An 18904-nucleotide genomic window follows, 5' to 3' on the forward strand; every position below is an offset into this window, starting at 1 on the left:
ATGCTTAATTTAGCATTAGGTGGACATAGTGAAGCCGATGTTATTAATCAGCTTCACTACAGGAACGGAGGTAGAGAAATAAAATATAAAGTCAATGTCTTAAACAAGCATGAAAATAAGATAGGTGAAATATCTACTACACCTTCAGGGAATACAATTAATTTTGATTCTTTGGCGGAAATAAAAAGAACAGCAAATTTTAGATTTAAAGAGGGAGAGTTTAAGGACTTAGACTGGTTAAATGACAAAATTCAACCTGTATTTATGTTGAGAATGCCTAATGATGCTTTCGTTGAGTGGAATTTGGGAGTATTTTTATTATACAGTCCTACAAGAAAAGAAGATTATTTAAATGTTTGGCGTGATGTAGAAGCATATGACAGTTCGGTAATACTGAAAGAAGATAAGTTTGACAATAGATATATTATATCTGCCAATACATTATATACAGATGCAATAAACACTATACTTAATTCTGCTAATATAAACAAAATAAATATAACTCATTCGGCTGCTGTTATTAATGTAGATAAAGAATTTGAAATCGGTACTACAAAACTGGAAGCAATAAATAGTTTGTTAATGGAAATAAATTATACATCTGTTTGGGTTGATGAAAATGGATATTTTACTTCGGTGCCTTATATATTACCAACTCAGAGGGAGGTTGAATATTCATACAAAACAGACTTTTTAAGTGTATTCGGTAATGGAGTTCAGGAAACTTTAGATGTGTTCAATGTACCTAACAAATGGATTGTAACAGCTTCGAACGCGGAGAAAATACCAATTACAAGTAAGTATACAAATGATTTGCCTACATCAATTACAAGCACAATAAACAGAAATAGAACAATAACTAAATTTGTAACTATAAATGATATAAGCGACCAAGATACATTAGATGCATATGTAAAAAGATTAGCGTATAACGATAGTCAGATTTATGGAAGTTTTATGTTTTCTACTTGTTGTATGCCACATCATACATTTTCGGATATCATCTACGTTGAGCATTCCACATTAAATATTAAAGAAAAATTTACGGAAACAAGCTGGAGCATGGAGTTACAAGCTGGCGGCAAAATGAGCCACAATTTAAGGAGGGTGATAAAAATATGAGTGATGTGCCTAGTTCAGCGCAGTTTATACAGCAAGTAAGCGATGCAGAAAGTCAGGCCGTATTTAAATTAGGAATAGTATCAGATTTATTTACAAACGGTACAGCCAAAATACAATTTGACGGAGAAGAAACAGCAAGTGAAAAACAATATGCATATTTAGATGGATATATGCCAACGGTGGGCGATAGAGTATTATTAGCTGTTACAAGTTCAAGCCATGTCATTTTAGGAAAAATTAGCTATAACACAACTCCTTCAAGTGGCAGTACTGGTAATTTTACTACATTGAGCGTTACAGGTACAACATCTTTATCGGGTAATTTAGGATTTTTCGGCAGTACCGCACGAACCCAAACGAGTATTAGCGATATGAGCAGTTTGCAAACAACGGAATCACCAGACAGTACATATTCCAGTAACGAGGTAAATATGCTAAACCACATGAAGCAAGATATGACTAATACATACAACAAATTAAAAGACATATTAAATGCATTGCAGGACTTAGGCTTAGTTTAAAGGAAGGGAGCTAAATAAATGATTGTAAATACATACGATATAGTTTTGGACATATCAGAGCAAAATTACATTAATAGCAACATAAGCTTAGTACAAAACGATTGTAAGGTTAATAAATTCGCCATCCGGATTTTTGATGGAAGTGCAGAAATAGATTACACAAAAGTAATAACCGCAACTATTACATTTTTAAAAGCTGATGGCAATGTGGTTCAGGGTAATTTAATTAGTACAGATATAGGATTTACATATAATTTAGGCACAAACGAAATAGCAATAGCAGGAACCGTTTTCGCAAGTGTGCAGTTAATGGGAGCAGATGGCGAAAGATTAACTACATCTCAATTTAGTTTTATTGTAGTGTCTGATCTTATTAACCCTTCGGCAGTCCAAAGCACAACGGAATTTGCAATACTACAGCAGTTAAAGGAAGAATTAGAAGCAATAGACGTTGTTGCCCTAACAAATAAAGTTGGAACAGGAACATTAAATACAACCTCTCAAAATTGCGTGGATGCAATAAATGAAGTTAATGCAGCAATTAATAATAAAGTACCTTTTAAAACTACCAATAATATAACATATTACGTTCGGACAGACGGCTCAAATGCAAATGATGGCTCTGCTAATGACTCAGCCCATGCTTTTTTAACTATAAGCAAAGCGATAAGCATGATACCTCAAATCGTAAACCATGTTGTTACTATTTACGTTGCCGCCGGTACATACAATGAAGAACTTATTATTAATGGTTTTTCCGGCAGCGGTGGGATACGAATAATTGGAGCCGGTAATTTAGCAGATAGTGTTAATTACATAGTAACAGGCAAAATAATTATTGGAGGGCATAACTGTGCTAATAGTTTTTTGCTGCAAGGTATAAAAACAACGTATTCCGGAAACGGAGAGTTTTCGATTAGACTCATAAGCGGAAGTAATTTATTTATTGTACAATATTGCAGAATAGAGCCAGTAAGTTATGTAGCTGGTAGTTATGGAATTTGGGCTTATGCATGCAACGGCAATATACTTAATTGTAATGTTAGTAATATAAATTATGCTATAGGAGTAGCAAACAGCAATGTGCTGTCCTATAATAACGGCGGCTCCGGAAATGGTGTAGCATTAATTGCAAGCAATGCTGGTACTTTAGGCAAAGTCGGAACGCAACCTACAGCCACTACAGCAGAGCAAGTAAGCAATGGCGGAGCTATTAGAACATAAAAAAGGAGGGATAGGCATTAAAGTATATTAATCGTCTATGAATTTTAAATTATCCAACGCATATTTGATGCAGAGAGATATCAATTCATTCCGGCTTCGGTCTGATTTGGAGGAAAGATCATCTAATTTTGCCTGCAATGTTTTGTCCATACGTACCGTAAATGTAACTGATTCGTTTTTGCTTTTGGTTACAATAAAGTCTTTTTTATCCGCTGTCATATTCAATACCTCCGGATACAATTATATTATTAATAAATGTATTCATATATGGCACAAAATATACATTTCAAAACAATACAAATTGTGTTAAAATATTAATAAAAAATGGAGGTAAAAAGGTATGAAAAAAGTATTAGCTTTAATGTTAGTTTTGTGTGGGATAATTAACCTTAGTTTTGTAGCTATAGCAGCAGATAATAAAAATGACGGGGTTGAACTAAAAAAAGTTGAAAACATATTGCAGGAGGATTATGGAGTAATTGAAACAGATATAGGTACAGCGGAAATAAAGTACAAAGTGATAAAAAAATCCGATTATTATGAGGTTCAGGCTGATGCAAATTATCAGTTATTTCAAGAAATTCAGTTCGGTGAATATAAGTATTCTGAAAAGAAGAAAGCTACAGAGCAGGTAAAACAGTTTGCTGAGAAAATATATACAACAGTTATAACTTTGTATCCTGATGTAAAATGGCATGGATTTTATAGTACATCTTTTGAAAGCATCTGCGGATATAGAACATCAAGGCTGTATTTTAATTGGTGTAATTTTAAAGATGATAAGATAGTCAAAACTATACAATGGCTGACTGGCAAAGACAGCAGTTGGGACTTGGCAATCTGTGAATGGTTAGAAAAATAAATAAAACTTTAAAATATAAAAGGATTACTCAAAATGGGTAGTCCTTTTATATTGCTTAAAAATTAAAGAAGGAAGGAATTTAAATTATGAAAATAACAGAAATGCTTTTAACTCCCAGCCTATACAATAGGCAGCAAACAAAAATAAATGTTACAAAAATAGCAGTACACTATGTAGGCAATCCCAACAGCACAGCATTGGCAAACAGAAACTATTTTGAAAGTCTTAGTAAATCAAGGACTACAAAAGCCAGCAGTCATTATATTATCGGATTACAAGGAGAAATAATCCGCTGTATTCCCGAAAAAGAACAATCAATTTGTACAAACAGTGCTAACCCTTACAGCATATCAATTGAGTGCTGCCATCCGGATACAACAGGTAAGTTTAAGGAAACTACCTACAATGCATTAATTGAGTTGTGTGCCGACATATGCAGAAGATACAACCTTAACCCATTAGCAGACATTATAAGGCACTATGATGTAACGGGGAAAATATGTCCCAAATGGTTTGTTGATAATCCGAAGGAATGGGAAGTATTCAGAAACAAAGTAAACGTAGCAATCGAAATGACGTTTGAAGAGGCTTTGAAAATTGTTGCGGAGAAGGTTGATACTTCTTATAAGTTTTGGTTGGGGAAGAGGGATATAGATCCTAGTTTTCCGGCTTTAATAATAAAAATAGCTAAAAGTTATGGAGGGAAATAAGATGGAAAAAATTAATGCATTTAAAATGACAGTAACAGCAGTATTTGCGGGAATATCAGCGGCATTAGGATGGTTTGGCTGGTTAGTAGTAGCCTTTGTTGCTTGTTTGGCAGGAGACTGGATATCCGGGTCTGCGGCAGCTGCAAAAAAAGGAGAATGGAGTTCCAAACGGGGGAGGGAAGGAATATGGCATAAAGCTGGATGCATTGTTGTTGTATTGGTTGCAGCACTATTGGACATAGTAATAGGCACTGTAATAAATAATATAACCGGAATACAACTCCCTTTTACTTATACAGTGCTTTTGTGCCCTATTGTATTAGTATGGTACATACTCACAGAGTTGGGTAGCGTAATTGAAAATGCGGGAAAGATGGGTGCTCCTATTCCTGCCTTCTTACAGAAAGCTATCGCACTGTTTAAAGGTGCGGTTGATACTGCGGGTAACAAAATTATAGATAATTCAGATAAATAAAAGCCATCAATATAGCCTCTGGAATTAATTTCAGGGGCTTAATTTTTTTTTTGCTCAAAACCTCTCTTTAATATCATAATGAAATAATTTTTATACTTTTTATTGTAATAATTTACAAAGTATAGTAACTTTATGATATAAAATATTAGTGGAGGTATATTATGACAATTGCTAATTATGAAGAAATGGAGTATGCAAGATACACATTTAAAAGTGAACTTGATAAGGCAATTAATGTATTAGAGGGGATAATTACCGGAATTGCTATTGATGAAAAAGTTAATTTATACGAAATAGTTGAACTAAGTAATTGGTGTGATCAATACAAAGAAATGATTTACAGAAAGCCTTTTGACGAGATTATACCATTAATACAAACATCAATTGAAGATAATATATTAACTGAAAGTGAAATTCAGGATATATTATGGGCATGTGATAATTTTAAAGGCACAAGCAAATATTATAATATAATTACGGCAGATATACAGCAGCTGCATGGTATAATGCATGGGATATTAGCTGATAATGAAATAACCACAGATGAAATTGAAGGTTTAAGGGATTGGAGTTTTGAAAATCATCACTTAAAGGGGCTGTACCCATATGATGAATTGTTTTCTATAATTTCCTCCGTTTTGTCAGATGGTATCATAGATGAAAAAGAAAAAGAGATTTTAAAAGTATTCTTTAGTGACTTTATTGATTTTAACAATAGTGTAAATATAGATGCAGATGAAATTATTAAGCTTAAAGAAACTATAAAAATTGAAGGTTTATGTAGCGTTGATCCTGACATTTATTTTAAGAATAATTTATTTTGCTTTACAGGAATATCATCAAGATTTAAAAGAGCCGATATTCAAAATATTGTTGAATCTTTAGAAGGAAAATTTAAGGACTCTGTAATAAAAGATACTAAATACTTGGTTATAGGAAATAATGGGAACCCTTGCTGGGCTTTTTCGTGCTATGGAAGAAAAGTTGAGCAGGCAATGGATTTAAGAAAAAAAGGGAAGTCTATCCTTATTATTCATGAAAATGATTTTTGGCATGCAGTTGAAAATGATAAATTATAGGATTTCCATAAGTCTGCTTTATAATTTAATAAAGAAGCCTCTGAAATTAATTTCAGGGGTTTCTTTATTTTACCCATACAAAATAGGCAATAAATAAAAAAAGTTACTAAAATTTGTCGACAAAGTAAAAACAAAGTAATATAATAGAATAAATTGTAAGTGGTGGTGAACCTATGTTAAAAAAAATTACTAAAAAAATAACCGCTCAAATTGTGGCAAGTGTTCCGGGAACATCTAAAGAAAAAGCCGAACAAATTAATTATGGATTATATATAGCTTTTTCAGATGGCTTAAAATTAATTGCGGTATTATTAGTAGCATTGGGCTTAGGACAGTTTAAATTTGTTTTGGTGGCTGTTGCAGTTTTTGCCATTAACAAATCATATTTTGGTGGGGTTCATGCAAAAACGCAGCTCGGATGTATAATTACACATTTTATACTTATGTTTGGTTCTGTTTATTTATCAGATCTAATTAATATTAGATATCTTAATATTATTTTGTTTGTTATATCGGGAATACTTATGGGTTTGTATGCTCCAGCGGATTTAGCATCAAGACCTATAATTACAGAAAAAAGAAAGAAGGAATTAAGGATTAAAGGGAGTATATTATTAGTAATGTGGTTTATCATTACATGTATTGTTCCTGTAAATTATTCAAATATCATTTCTATAGTTACCTTAATTTCAACTATTAATTTAACTCCTGTAATTTATCGGATTACAAAAAACCAAAAAGGCGGGATATGCTAATACATTGCTTGTAAACATCAGTCTTATAATAAATATCAAAAAAAGTGAGGGGTGAAAAATAATGAACAAACGTATCAAAATAATTGTTCTAACTGTTCTTAGCGCTGTTGGAATGCTTGCAGCCACATCTTCGGCTTCGGCATGTTGGTTCTGGTCTTTATATCAGCCAGAATGCCCAAAATCCTTACTAAAGTAACTAAAATAAAAAAGGCTTTAAGCCTTTTTTATTTTTATATCCTGAATAAACATCATTTCGTTTTCATCAAAAATCATGTTGTTTAATACAAATTTATACTTGCTCAAAATTTTTTCAACGATAGCTAATCCCTGACCTCTATTTTTTCCTTTAGTTGAATAACCATCAATTTTCAACATGTTCATTTTAGGAATAGTATTACAACTATTTGCTATTTTTAAATCTATATTTCCGTTATCATATGCAAGAATAGTAATTTCAACTATTTTATCATTGCTTTCAAAGGCGGATTCGATGGCATTGTCTGCATAAATCCCTACAATTTCACATAGTTCGGATACTTTTATTTCTGGTACATATTTTACTATGCCAATAGTTTTTAAATTAAATCTTATACCTAAAGTTTTGGCTTTTTCCATTTTTGCTGAAATGATAGCAAATAATGCAACATTTTTAATATTAAAAACAGAAGTATTAATAGAATTAGTTGAATCGTATATTTCAGATATATACTGAGCTGTTTCGGCATATTGATTATTAATTATCATGTGATGTAGTACGGACAAATGATTATTATGGTCGTGTTTATATCTCCTAAGATCCTGTAATGTATCACACAAAGATTCATTATAAAATTCTTGTTGACGTTTCTCTTCTAAATAATCCTCTTTACGCTGATATTTATTTATATAAATTATGGCTACAATTACAAATGCAAATGATATTATTAAGGCAATAGCGAAAGAAATTATATTATAGTGATCTACGAAATGAGCATTCATATTTAACAGCATTACAAGGAGAACTATACCAAACAAAACAGAAACAGGCTTTAAATTTTTAATTTTATGTAACCTTGTAAAATAACGTGTTGATATTGTAATTAATGTACAAATAATTAGTATAGAAATATTAACCATAAGATATAAGTAAATATTATTTTTTATTGTAGCAGCTGTTACGTCAAGTTTAAACAACATAGAAAATAATATAGGTGTTAGGTAATTAGCAAATCCGAGTGCTGCCATTACAACAAAAAAAGATACTATTGCTTTTGACCAGCTAATTTTTAAAATATTTTTTATTGTTTGCAAACATATAAAAAATAAAATTATTGGTTTTATTAATTGAAATTCTCTAGAAACATTAACATATTGTGCCCAAAGCGTAGATACAAAGCCGTTTATAAATCCAAAAACAACAAGTAATAATAATAGTCTTCTTATATCACATTTAAAGCTAAAGTTAAATTTTAAGAAAATAAAAATTAACAAAGCAGTTAATGCAGAGAATACAGTGTTTATTAATAGATATCCTATGCTCATGGTTCAAGTCCTTTCTCAAATCCAGAGATATATTTAGGTCCAATATCACAAGATGTTCCATCTAGTAGTTTAATTTTTTTATTTTTGAAATCTATGCAATAAATTTTTTCGCAGTTTACCAAAGCAGAACGATGGCAACGTTTAAACCGAGTATCACTAATTCTGCTTTCTAATTCTTCGAGTGATTCGTATGTTGAGTGTTCACCATACTTAGTGTATATAATAGTTTTTCTATTTAAGTGTGCTATGTAGTTTATAGTGTTTTTAGGAACAAAATATACTTCCGAATTGCATTTGATTTGTAATTTTGGCTCCTTTAGTAGCTCGTTTTGTACCTTTTCCTTTGAAAGCTTTACTAATGTATCTTCAAGTACATCCCATTCTGGCTTACATATAAATCTATAGGCACGTATTTCAAATGCTTTAAAAACAAAATCTAAACATCCGGTAAAAAATATAATGTCAATAGATTCACTACTATCCCTGACTTGCTCAGCTAAATACATACCATTTACTTCGTTCCTCAAGTTGATGTCTATAATACAAACATTTATTGTATTAGTTTTAACCGCTTTCATAAATTCGTCTGGATCTGTAGATGCTAGAATTAAATTTCCTTTAATATTATGTTTTAAAAACCACTCAGATAAAAGATTTTTATAATTTTCTAATGTGTTTAAATTATCATCCAAAACTCCTATATTTAGCATATTAATACAAGTGCCTCCTTTTATGTAATAAGATTATATTAAAAATAATACACTAGAATATTTTTTAAGTCAATAAAAACAACTTTTGGAACGAAATGTATAGACAATATTTGTATTTAAGTATATATTGTGATAAGTTAAAACAAATTAAACAGAATATTGCCAATGTTAAGACAAAAAAAGAATGATTTAAATCATATGTTAGGAGGTGGAAATAATAAGTAAAAAGAGAACTCCTACCCATTAAGTTAGAAAATTCTCTTTTTATTGGTATCGCTTATATATGCAATTAAATACATACAATTAATATGCTATATTAAGATTTGACATATGTCAAAAAATAACTAAGTGATTCCTATTAAAAATTCCAATATTACAGGGGGAAACGTATATTTGAAAAAAACAGATATTTTCAATTTTGGAGAAGGATTTGAGCATGTGAAAGGAATTTTTTATAAAGGCAAATATTATAAAAATTTAGGATATGAATATTCAGATAATGAAAAAACGGTTAATGTACGGATATAAAAAAACAAGTGCTTTAAAAGCACTTGTTTTTTTATATCTAAATTGTTTTGAGAGCCGGCAAGACAACCTTCCTGAATGCATTGTCAAATTTCATCCGGAAGGATGAAAGGATTATAACAATAGAAGATTCTGCGGAGCTTCAAATAGCAAACATTCCAAATCTGGTGAGACTTGAAACCAGAAATGAGAACCTTGAAGGCAAAGGCAGGATTACAATAAGAGATCTGATAAAAGCATCCTTACGGATGAGGCCTGAAAGAATAATCGTTGGTGAAGTTAGAGGTGCTGAGGCAATTGACATGCTAGCCGCAATGAATACCGGACACGATGGGTCTATTTCGACAGGACATGCCAATTCGGCAGAAGATATGCTTTCAAGGATAGAGACAATGATAGTCAGTTCATCGGCTTTGCCGGTTGAAGCAGTCAGAAGTCAAATAGCCTCTGCCATTGATATAATTATCTTCCTTTCAAGACTGCGGGACAAGTCAAGAAGGACAATGGAAATATCAGAAATAATTGGTGTAGAAAACAGCCGTATAAAACTGAGTCCGCTATTTGTATTTGAAGAAATGCTTCAAAATGCTGAAAGGCCGTCCGACCCGGTTGTGGGATACTTGAAAAGAAGTAAAAATCCTTTATATAACAAGTCAAAACTAATAAACGCAGGAATATTTAACTTAGATTAGTCCGAGTAAAAACGCAGCAACTATTCCTGCAAGCTTATCATGGCACTCTCGATTCACTTTGCCTTGTATGGATAAACTCAGGCTTTCATGATTAAAAAGATTATATTGCAAACTCACATCAGACAGGAGGAAAGTACTTGATTGATTATAATTCATATCTAATTGGCATAAGGCTTAAAATTATATATTTTTCAATAGCGGCAATATTTCTTTTTGCAGTCTCGTACATGTTTTATAGAAATGTGCTGTTTTCGGCGGTGATGTGCCCGCTGGGGATATTATATTTAAAATACAAGCGAAAGCAGATTATCAGTGCGAGAAGGTATGAGCTTAACCTGCAGTTTAAAGACCTGTTGGCTTCATTATCCTCATCCCTTAGCGCAGGAAGAGCTTTAGAGAATGCATTTGAAAATGCGCTGGAAGACCTGCATGTGCTTTATCCAAGTGGCGAAGCTTATATAATTAAAGAGACAGAAGTGATCCTTCATAAGCTATCCTATAATATAACAGTTGAGGAAGCATTAAGGGAGCTTGCAGAAAGATCAGATATTGATGACATTATTAATTTTTCTGATGTTATTACTATCTGCAAGAGGACAGGCGGTAATCTGATAGATGCAATAAAAAATTCAGCTGCGATAATCAGTGACAAAATTGAGATGAAGCAAGAGATTGAAACGATACTGTCATCTAGAAAGCTTGAACAGAAAATATTAAATGTCATGCCGATAGGTATGGTTTTCATTCTTTCTGTTACAGCTTCAGACTATATAGAGCCGGTTTTTACAACTTCTCAGGGAAGAACAGCTATGACAGTATGCTTGCTTATGCTTATGGCCGCCTTCTTTTTATCAAGCAAAATTATGAATATAAAAATGTGAGGAAATATGTTATTTGCTAATTGGTTTGTCTTATCTGCAATACTGATAATATCAGTATGTTCTTTCGGAATTCTTATTAAACATGGTCCGTCTTATGCAGAATATGTGGAAGCTTTGAATCAAAAGGATTTTATATTGAAAAAGCTTTTGCCTGTTGGTCTTCATATACTGGACATATGTGCCTATTCTTACAATACAAACTATGACAGAAAAATGATTAATACCATCTGTGAAGTCTTTGGTCAGGAGTATTCTGCATTTTATATCAGAATATTTCATGCAAACAAAATCATATTAATTTTACTTGGAATAATATGCGCACTGAGTGTGGAAATATTGTCACAATATCAAGGTGTATTCCTCGCATATGTAATCCTTTTATTTGGAATATTGGTAATATCAGATGATTTAAAGCTTAATAACAGGGTAAAAAAAAGACGACTGGAAATCCAGCTTGAGTTCCCGAATTTTATTAATAAGCTGACTCTTTTAATCAATGCAGGAATGACAATGTCTAAGGCATGGGAAAAGCTATCTTGTGATAGCAATAAAAGCGGATATTTTTATTCTGAGGTAGACAAAACCAGTCTTGATATTAAAGCCGGGAAAAGTGAAGCAGAGGCATTCAGCCAATTTGCAAAAAGAGTTAAAACTCCCGAAATATCAAGGCTTATGTCAACTGTCATACAATACACAAAGAGAGGAGGAAACGATTTTGTTATGACATTAAGAATATTATCAAACGAGTGCTGGGAGATGCGCAAGAATGCGATAAAAAAACTTGGAGAGGAGGCATCTACAAAGCTTCTTTTACCTATGATGCTTATGTTTTTTGCCATAATTATAATAGTCATAACTCCTGCAATTATTTCCATGCAAGGGATTTGAACATTACCTGCAATTGTATGAGCTGTGATAGAAGCTGAATAAGCATTAAAATCAAAAATATAGGAGGATAAATACATGCTTAATACACTTAAAAGATTTGCTGCCGAGGAGGATGGTATGGGAACGGTTGAGATAGTAATTATTATTGCTGTTCTTGTTGGAGTGGCTTTATTATTCAGAAATCAGCTGATTAAATTTGTAAACAGTATTATAGAGAATCTTTTTCCTGACGGGAACCAGCTTGAAAATAACACAGGAACCCAGGCGAAGCTAAATGGAGCGGACTGATTGCCTCAAGCCTATCAGTGGCTTTCTGCCAAAATAATTGCTTGAATGGTAAGGAGAAGAGCTAATGAGTTTGGCTTTAAATACAAAAAAAATTTATATAAATAAAAAAGGCAGCTTGACAGCAGAGACATCAATAGTTTTTTCGGTTGTATTTCTGCTTACGGCCGCACTTATATATATTTTTATACTTATGTATCAATATGCAGTTCTTCAAAGCATTGTCAATGAAGCCGCTAATATAGGCTCATGCTATTATTGCAAGCAATTTTGTGATGAATACGGCTATTCGGTTAATAATAATCTTTATTGGAGAATATATGATAAAAGCTCAGAAGAAAAAAAGGCTGCGCTTAACCAATATATCTCTGAAAGACTTAAAAAATCAGTTTTTAATTCACAAATTAAATCTGACATCTGTATATCGGATAAATTCTTATTAAAGCAGATTAGTGCCTCACTTGAGGCTCAATATCGCCTTCCTGCGGGAAACTGTCTTGAAATATTCGGCCTTCCGTCAACAATCTGCATTAAAGCTGAGGCGAATTCTCCCCTCCATGATAAAGCTGAGTTTGTCAGAAATCTGGATATTATCAACGATATTGAAAAATGTATTGCAAACAGTGATAATAAATGGATTGGTAAAGATTCGCAGGTAAGTACTGTATTGGATAAGCTTTTCAAATCCAGATAGAATCCTTACCGATTACACCTACGGGATATATTTTCTAAAAAAGTTTTGTCGTGTCGGAATTACCGGAGTCAATTACTGTCGGCCGATAATTTGGGTTTGAGGCTGAAGCCCTCTAAAGTCAAAACAAATTCAAACTCAAACTGTATTAGCTTAAAGGCTTAATTCACCTGAAAAGGAGGTGTAAATATCGCTGTGATAGAGTATAGTCAGCCGATAGCAATTACTTGGATAAAGGTGGTGTATAATGAAATTTAAAAATCATAAGGGCTCTGTAACTGTTTTTACAAGTATTGTGCTATCAGCTGTTTTGCTTGCGGCAGCGGTATTTACAGATGCCGCAAGGATAAGTCTGGCTCATTCGCATATAAATAGAGCAGGCAGTACAGCTGTTTCCTCTGTGTTAGCCTGTTATAGCAATCAATTGGAGAAGGAGTACGGACTTTTTGGCGTTTATCAGGACGATGCTTCAATTAAGGAAAGCTTTGAAGAATACTTGGCTAAAAATTTAAATATCTATGAAAAGGAGGAGTTTTTATACGATTTCAATATCGAAAATACTAGTATAAAGCAACAGCATACGCTGGAGGACAGAGCTATATTTGAACGACAAATCATGGAGTTTATGAAATATCGCGCACCCTATGAAATAGCTGCTGATCTTGTTAAAAAAGCTGAGGGGCTCGGCAGCCTAACAGGTAATTCTAAAGTATATAAAGGAATAATTGAGGCTGACAAGAAAGCAAGTGAAATTGGGAAGATACAACTTTATTTAGAGAATACCGTAAAGAAAATAAATGGAATTGGAATCACATCTAAATTATCGGAGCTGAAAAAAGCTCTTATGAATAAGGAAACATATTTTAATGAGTATATCAGTCAGAAATACGCAATGCAGGAGCAAATTTCTAATGAAACCGGCATAAATAAAAAAGGGGAGCTGATAAAAAAGCTGAAAGATATCGAGGACAATATAAATGAAATTGTAAAAAGCAAGGAAGAGGTAGAGCAGCAAATTTTAGAGCTTATAAAGCTATATGAAAGCTTAAACTCAGAAGCCTTGGAAAATTCAAATACCATTACTGTTAAAAAAGGAGAATTGATAAAACGGATTCAGGAAGAAATAAATAATATACAAAAGGCTGATGAAGGAAGCCATGAAATTCAGCAATACTATGAGAATGATTTGGAACATATTCTGGGGCTTATGGGGGAGGACAATTCTGATGCTATTATAGCAAGCCTGAACAGGAACATAGAAAGATGTAAATACATATTGAAAAAAGCAGCCTTGGGTAATGATTTTTTACAGGAATTGGACAGCTTTTCTGAAGCCGGCATTAATTATACGTTTAATAAGACAGTTCCTTCAATATCAGAGGATGAGGATAACAGAGGCAAAGTGGAACAGGCTTTGAAAAGGTTATTTAGTGAAAAAGCTGAATCCATAAAAATAGAAGATAATTTGATGAAACAGCTTCCCTCCCGAAAAGCAAATATTGAGGAAAAGACTGTAACCGAAGTAAATTCTTACGGGATAAATTCAGGAGGGGAGATCTCTATAGACGGCTATTTAGATGACTTATTATCAGATGACAGCATAGCAGCTGCTTCTGAAAGCCAGCTTGTGTCGAGGGTAACAGAAGCTATATATGTGAATGAGTATGTAATGGGTACATTTATGCATGATGTGCCTCTTCTGAAAAATGAGGAACAAAGCAGAGCTTATAATTTGAGGTCGGAAGATAAAACAAAAAGAAAGGGCTATTTTTCAGAATTTGAAGTTGAATATATTATTAATGGCAACAGAGATGAAGGGGTCAATTCTTTACTTATGAAATCTGAAATTATGGCACTGAGGTTAACGGCAAATGCTGTCCACATCTATGGGAATCCTATAAAAATGAGCAGAATAGCCAGTCTGGCTGCTTCATTAAGTATCTGGAGCGCCGGGCTATCTGCGCCTCTTATACAAACAACGATATTATTTGCATGGGCTGCGGCAGAATCAATATATGATATAAACCAATTACTTTCAGGTGAAAAAGTTCCTATATATAAAACAAAGGACCAGTGGAAAACAGATATTTCAGGTGCGGTATCTGAAAATACAAAGGCCGGTTCGGAGGACAGTTTTTTATGCCTTAGCTATCAGGATTACTTGAAGGTATTTTTATTAATGATGAATAAGGAGAAAAAGCTGGCAAGAATTCAGGATTTGATACAGCTTAATTTAGGAAGGTCAAATACGGGATTTTTATTGGAAGACTGCAAGGCAGAGCTAAAGATGGACATGACAGTATCAATTAAAAATATTTTTATTTTCTTTTCGTCATTTAATCAGAAGTCTGAACTTAAGACCTCAAGAACATATATAAGCGAGGATATGTGTATTGGCTATTAAAAAGGCATATAAAACAACTTCAGTATTCATGGCTGAAAGGATCGCGGCTTGTAGAGGTTCAATCACAATAGAAGCCGCTATTATACTCCCGGTTTTTATAGCTGCCTTTATTACATTTGTATTCATAGTTAAAGTTTATTATACACATGAAATTATCCAGCAGGCTATATTGGGGGCATGTAATGAAATCAGCCTATACGGGCTTCTGTATTATGAGACCGATGCAGATGAGCTTGTAGGCTATTTGGAAAAAATTTGCAATTCTCAGAAAGTCAGCGAAACCTTTGGAGATTCGAGTCTATCCTCAATTATAGGACAAATCGGAAAGGACACAACGGATTATATTCGTGCACAAGCTGTTTTATTGCCGGTTTTGAAGGCTCTTGTGGAGGAAAATCTGGAAGTAAGCCGCATTGATACGGTTAATGACAGATTAAGGTGGCTGAACTTAAAAAATGGTTTCAGCGGATTGGATTTTTCGGAAAGCAGAATGCTGGCAGACGGTAAAAGCATAGACCTTATTGTAAGCTATGAAATGGTTTTTCCTTTTTTAACTCAATTTTTACCGGAAATACACCTAAGGCAAATGGCCTCAAGCTGTATTTGGGCGGGGGAAGAAGGAGTGAAAAGAGCTGAGGAAAAAACAGACGGGGCGGGGATATGGGATATGTCTAATATAAACAGAGGCAGGGAGATTCGTAAACTTCAAGGCGCAAATCTTCCGTTTAGTTTTCCGACAATAGCAATATTCAGTAATGGAAAAGCCGTAAGTATAAAAAGCCTTAACACGGAGGAGGCATATTATAAAAGCTCTGATAATCTCAAAAAGAAGCTGCTGATGTATATTGATAAGCTTGAGAAATTTGAAGGAGGGAAAAGCTCGGAAATAACAATAGAAGGGATGCAAGTTTGTATAAGGGAGCTGAGATTAATTATTCCCGAAGCAGAGCTGCTTTCAAATCAGCAGCAAGCCATAAATGAATGTATAAAAACAGCACAAGGCAAGGGGATTAATTTAAAGGTTATAAAGGCATATGGCAGGGGAAAAGCTGCACAAGGCGGAAATACTGAGAGAAATCCAGATGAGGTGGAAAATGATACAGAAGATTAATGTAATTAGAGAGCCCAGACCGTTAAAGCTAATTAATGAAACAGGCTCGGGTGAAAATTTAAAAAAAAATACCGTACCAATGGCCATATGCTTTTGCATATGGCTGGCAGCTGTTTCATGCATAGCTTTTCATATGAAAATTGGAATAGAAGCTGTCGCTTTACTTTCATTAGTTACCATACAATTTGTATCTTCAATAAATGATTTATATAACAAGACAATACCTTTAAAATTATTGTTTATTGGTATTATAACAGGTTTCGTATGTTTTGCTTTGCTGTATGGAGCAGACTTTTTGCGAAATAGCATATCAGGTGGAGTCGCTGCGTTTTTAATCATGCTGATAATAATTTTATTATCAAAAGGACAGGTTGGAGGCGGTGACTTGTGGCTTATGACAGTTACAGGCTTTTTTGCCGGAGTTAAGGATTTCATTAATATTCTGTTTGTCTCTGTAATATCAGCCGGATTGCATTCTGTGATAGCATTAATAATAAAAAAGGCTGATAAAAATACTGAGATCCCGTTTGCTCCGTTTATATTATTTGCCACGGTTATTTGTATGATAATTGTATATTGGTAACCAATGTCAAAATACGGCTCAAGCCTTTGTACGATAAAATATCGGGATGATATGTTAAGCTGATTTTGAATGATGCAGTTTGGGTTTGAATTTGTTTTGACTTTAGGGGGTTTCAGCCTCAAACCCAAACTATCGGCTGTTCTTTATTTGTTTGATAGTAATTGACTTGAAAAGAATGTGACGCATTTTAATTATTTTACCGGAAAGGTGAATGAAAGGTGATACATAGCTTGGAAAACGGAATTAAAATTTTATATGAAAATGATTCAACCTCTAACTATTTGGTTTTGAAAACCGGAATTGATAAAAACATAATAAATTATCAGGTTCAAATGCTATTAAATAACCGGCTTAACGGTTTGCTGGATTTTAATATAAACCGTATTGGAAATGAGCTTAATTGCTTTTACAATATTACTTCAAAATGTACCTTGTCAGGTTTTTTGACCAGAAAATATTTTACAAGGGATGAATTTCTTAAAACTATACTCAGTATTATTAATAATTTTTATAAAATAAAAAACTATTTGCTTTATGACAACAATATTTTACTGGATGAAAGCCTGATTTATGTTGAACCTGATAGTATTGACATTTACTTTGTATATTTACCTTTTCAGCATTGTAAAAACGACATTAGAGCTTTTTTTATGAAAGTCATTTTTGAGCTGGCAAATTTTAGTGATGAATACAGTGATAATTATATTCAAAAATTACTTGAAGTTATTAAAAATGAAAAATTTAGCTTGTGTAATTTAAAAGCAGTTATAGAGGGCTTATTGTACGAGGATATTAAAAAACATGCAAAGGAGCCGGAAGACTCTGACAGTAATAATCTGAAAGAAGCACAGGCCTCAGCTAAAAGCTCAACGGTATTGATGCCCAAAAAAGGTTCTGAGGTTAATGTATATGAAAATGAAATTGACATAAATAATTTACCTGTAAAAAAGCCCGGAACAGACAAAAATATCAGAGTCCGACACAATGCAAACCTAGCAGGAGCTGACAGGCTTAAAGCAGAAAGCCTAAAAATCCCTGATTTTAAAAAAACAAGCAAGCAAGGGAATAAAGAGAATGCTCGAAAAGATAAAAGGGATAAAATGTCGGCGGTTGATTATAATGAGGATGAAAAGGTTTATAAGGGAAAGACAAAAAATACTGTTTTGCTTGCTCTGGTGCTGCTTCAAGGAATTACTGCAACAGGCTTTATATTTTCGATAAGAAGCAGCTTTGTCAGGATGTCAGACAGTCCTAAAGCCGCAATTATTATAGTGGCATTAATTTTTACGGCAATTGATGTTTTAATAATAAAAATTGTAAGGGAAAGGGAAAAACAAACGGACAAACCCGTAAATATGCTTGAAAATAAAGAAATGGGTACTGATGCTTTAAAGCCATTGCAGTTTATAGCAGCTATGATGAAAAATAAAGAAGGGCAGGCTGACAAGGAATTATTAGGCAAGGAGTATAAAACTGAAGAGGAGGGATATAACATTAATGAAAATTGTAATGGGGAAACTGTAATAATTAAAATGCCAAAATTATCAGAGTATCCGCATTTAAGGGCTAAGGAAGGAGAAGAAAGCTTTGAAATAAATAAGGATAGCATACTAATAGGCAGAATGGAGGCTTTTGTGGATTATGAAATTAACAATGGCGCTATAGGGAAAATACATGCAGAGATTATCAGAGAAGGAGATGAATTTTATGTTATGGACTGCAATTCAAAGAATGGGACCTTTATTAACGATTGCAGAATACTTCCCAATACAAAAACCAGAATAAACAGCAGGGACAAGCTGAGATTTGCCAATAAGGAATTCGTTTTTTCAGCCGATAGTAATTGACTTTATGATTTTCTGTAT

General features: G+C 33.2%; 21 protein-coding genes and 1 pseudogene. 19 read left to right on the top strand and 3 right to left on the bottom strand.

Translation table 11 applies throughout. From position 1 onward, the window contains the following. The 3 genes from LY28_RS06685 to LY28_RS06695 are packed head-to-tail and all read left to right on the top strand — an operon-like array spanning position 1 to position 2867. Positions 1-1122, top strand: a complete 1122-nt coding sequence (locus LY28_RS06685) for a hypothetical protein (protein ID WP_110461399.1) — start codon at positions 1-3, stop codon at positions 1120-1122. After that, entirely contained in the window at positions 1119-1643 is a 525-nt protein-coding gene (locus LY28_RS06690) for a hypothetical protein (protein WP_110461400.1), read from the top strand. The genes LY28_RS06685 and LY28_RS06690 overlap by 4 nt, the downstream gene beginning before the upstream one ends. 18 nt (positions 1644-1661) lie before the next feature. Continuing rightward, positions 1662-2867 carry a BppU family phage baseplate upper protein gene (locus LY28_RS06695; RefSeq protein WP_110461401.1) on the top strand — a complete coding sequence of 402 codons (1206 nt, stop codon included), beginning with the start codon at positions 1662-1664 and terminating at the stop codon, positions 2865-2867. 27 nt (positions 2868-2894) lie between these two features. Here the strand turns inward: LY28_RS06695 and LY28_RS06700 are convergent, their stop codons facing one another. After that, on the bottom strand, positions 2895-3086 hold the full coding sequence (locus tag LY28_RS06700; protein ID WP_110461402.1) for a ribbon-helix-helix domain-containing protein: 192 nt from the start codon (positions 3084-3086) through the stop codon (positions 2895-2897). A gap of 121 nt (positions 3087-3207) precedes the next feature. On the opposite strand from LY28_RS06700, the gene LY28_RS06705 reads away from it, so the two are divergent. The 6 genes from LY28_RS06705 to LY28_RS19665 all read left to right on the top strand — a co-directional run bounded on the left by LY28_RS06705 (position 3208) and on the right by LY28_RS19665 (position 6944). After that, on the top strand, positions 3208-3729 hold the full coding sequence (locus LY28_RS06705) for a hypothetical protein (RefSeq protein ID WP_110461403.1): 522 nt from the start codon (positions 3208-3210) through the stop codon (positions 3727-3729). An 86-nt stretch (positions 3730-3815) separates the two neighbouring features. After that, positions 3816-4439 carry a peptidoglycan recognition protein family protein gene (locus LY28_RS06710; RefSeq protein WP_110461404.1) on the top strand — a complete coding sequence of 208 codons (624 nt, stop codon included), beginning with the start codon at positions 3816-3818 and terminating at the stop codon, positions 4437-4439. Position 4440: 1 nt separating this feature from the next. After that, positions 4441-4914 carry a phage holin family protein gene (locus tag LY28_RS06715; protein ID WP_110461405.1) on the top strand — a complete coding sequence of 158 codons (474 nt, stop codon included), beginning with the start codon at positions 4441-4443 and terminating at the stop codon, positions 4912-4914. A gap of 161 nt (positions 4915-5075) precedes the next feature. Continuing rightward, the gene (locus tag LY28_RS06720; RefSeq protein ID WP_110461406.1) at positions 5076-5993 is read left to right on the top strand and encodes a BRCT domain-containing protein; all 918 of its coding nucleotides are present in this window, start codon (positions 5076-5078) and stop codon (positions 5991-5993) included. A 173-nt stretch (positions 5994-6166) separates the two neighbouring features. Further along, entirely contained in the window at positions 6167-6748 is a 582-nt protein-coding gene (locus tag LY28_RS06725) for an accessory gene regulator ArgB-like protein (protein ID WP_110461407.1), read from the top strand. Positions 6749-6809: 61 nt separating this feature from the next. Next, positions 6810-6944, top strand: coding sequence for a cyclic lactone autoinducer peptide (locus LY28_RS19665; RefSeq protein ID WP_110461408.1), 135 nt, complete (start codon positions 6810-6812; stop codon positions 6942-6944). 17 nt (positions 6945-6961) lie between these two features. Here LY28_RS19665 and LY28_RS06735 read toward each other — a convergent pair whose 3' ends face one another. After that, the gene (locus LY28_RS06735; protein ID WP_110461409.1) at positions 6962-8269 is read right to left on the bottom strand and encodes a sensor histidine kinase; all 1308 of its coding nucleotides are present in this window, start codon (positions 8267-8269) and stop codon (positions 6962-6964) included. Continuing rightward, on the bottom strand, positions 8266-8979 hold the full coding sequence (locus LY28_RS06740) for a LytR/AlgR family response regulator transcription factor (RefSeq protein WP_110461410.1): 714 nt from the start codon (positions 8977-8979) through the stop codon (positions 8266-8268). The genes LY28_RS06735 and LY28_RS06740 overlap by 4 nt, the downstream gene beginning before the upstream one ends. 393 nt (positions 8980-9372) lie before the next feature. On the opposite strand from LY28_RS06740, the gene LY28_RS19670 reads away from it, so the two are divergent. The 10 genes and pseudogenes from LY28_RS19670 to LY28_RS06785 all read left to right on the top strand — a co-directional run bounded on the left by LY28_RS19670 (position 9373) and on the right by LY28_RS06785 (position 18886). Then, positions 9373-9507 carry a hypothetical protein gene (locus tag LY28_RS19670; protein ID WP_278302935.1) on the top strand — a complete coding sequence of 45 codons (135 nt, stop codon included), beginning with the start codon at positions 9373-9375 and terminating at the stop codon, positions 9505-9507. 53 nt (positions 9508-9560) lie between these two features. Continuing rightward, positions 9561-10196: pseudogene (locus tag LY28_RS06745) on the top strand (CpaF family protein); the annotation flags it as partial. 137 nt (positions 10197-10333) lie between these two features. Then, positions 10334-11077, top strand: a complete 744-nt coding sequence (locus LY28_RS06750) for a type II secretion system F family protein (RefSeq protein ID WP_110461412.1) — start codon at positions 10334-10336, stop codon at positions 11075-11077. A gap of 6 nt (positions 11078-11083) precedes the next feature. After that, entirely contained in the window at positions 11084-11965 is an 882-nt protein-coding gene (locus LY28_RS06755) for a type II secretion system F family protein (RefSeq protein ID WP_110461413.1), read from the top strand. A gap of 75 nt (positions 11966-12040) precedes the next feature. Beyond that, on the top strand, positions 12041-12253 hold the full coding sequence (locus LY28_RS06760) for a Flp1 family type IVb pilin (RefSeq protein ID WP_110461414.1): 213 nt from the start codon (positions 12041-12043) through the stop codon (positions 12251-12253). Positions 12254-12317: 64 nt separating this feature from the next. Then, positions 12318-12944 (top strand): TadE/TadG family type IV pilus assembly protein, encoded by a 627-nt coding sequence (locus tag LY28_RS06765; protein WP_110461415.1) that lies wholly within the window; start codon positions 12318-12320, stop codon positions 12942-12944. Positions 12945-13188: 244 nt separating this feature from the next. Continuing rightward, positions 13189-15345 carry a DUF5702 domain-containing protein gene (locus LY28_RS06770; RefSeq protein ID WP_110461416.1) on the top strand — a complete coding sequence of 719 codons (2157 nt, stop codon included), beginning with the start codon at positions 13189-13191 and terminating at the stop codon, positions 15343-15345. Beyond that, positions 15335-16456, top strand: coding sequence for an endonuclease toxin domain-containing protein (locus LY28_RS06775; RefSeq protein ID WP_207658061.1), 1122 nt, complete (start codon positions 15335-15337; stop codon positions 16454-16456). The genes LY28_RS06770 and LY28_RS06775 overlap by 11 nt, the downstream gene beginning before the upstream one ends. Further along, positions 16440-17039, top strand: coding sequence for a prepilin peptidase (locus LY28_RS06780; protein WP_165835514.1), 600 nt, complete (start codon positions 16440-16442; stop codon positions 17037-17039). Before LY28_RS06775 ends, LY28_RS06780 begins: the two co-directional genes overlap by 17 nt. Positions 17040-17269: 230 nt before the next feature. Continuing rightward, the gene (locus tag LY28_RS06785) at positions 17270-18886 is read left to right on the top strand and encodes a DUF6382 domain-containing protein (protein ID WP_110461418.1); all 1617 of its coding nucleotides are present in this window, start codon (positions 17270-17272) and stop codon (positions 18884-18886) included. Positions 18887-18904 lie beyond the last annotated feature (18 nt).

Origin of the sequence: Ruminiclostridium sufflavum DSM 19573 (assembly GCF_003208175.1) — a bacterium.
Classification (GTDB): Bacteria; Bacillota; Clostridia; order Acetivibrionales; family DSM-1351; genus Ruminiclostridium; species Ruminiclostridium sufflavum.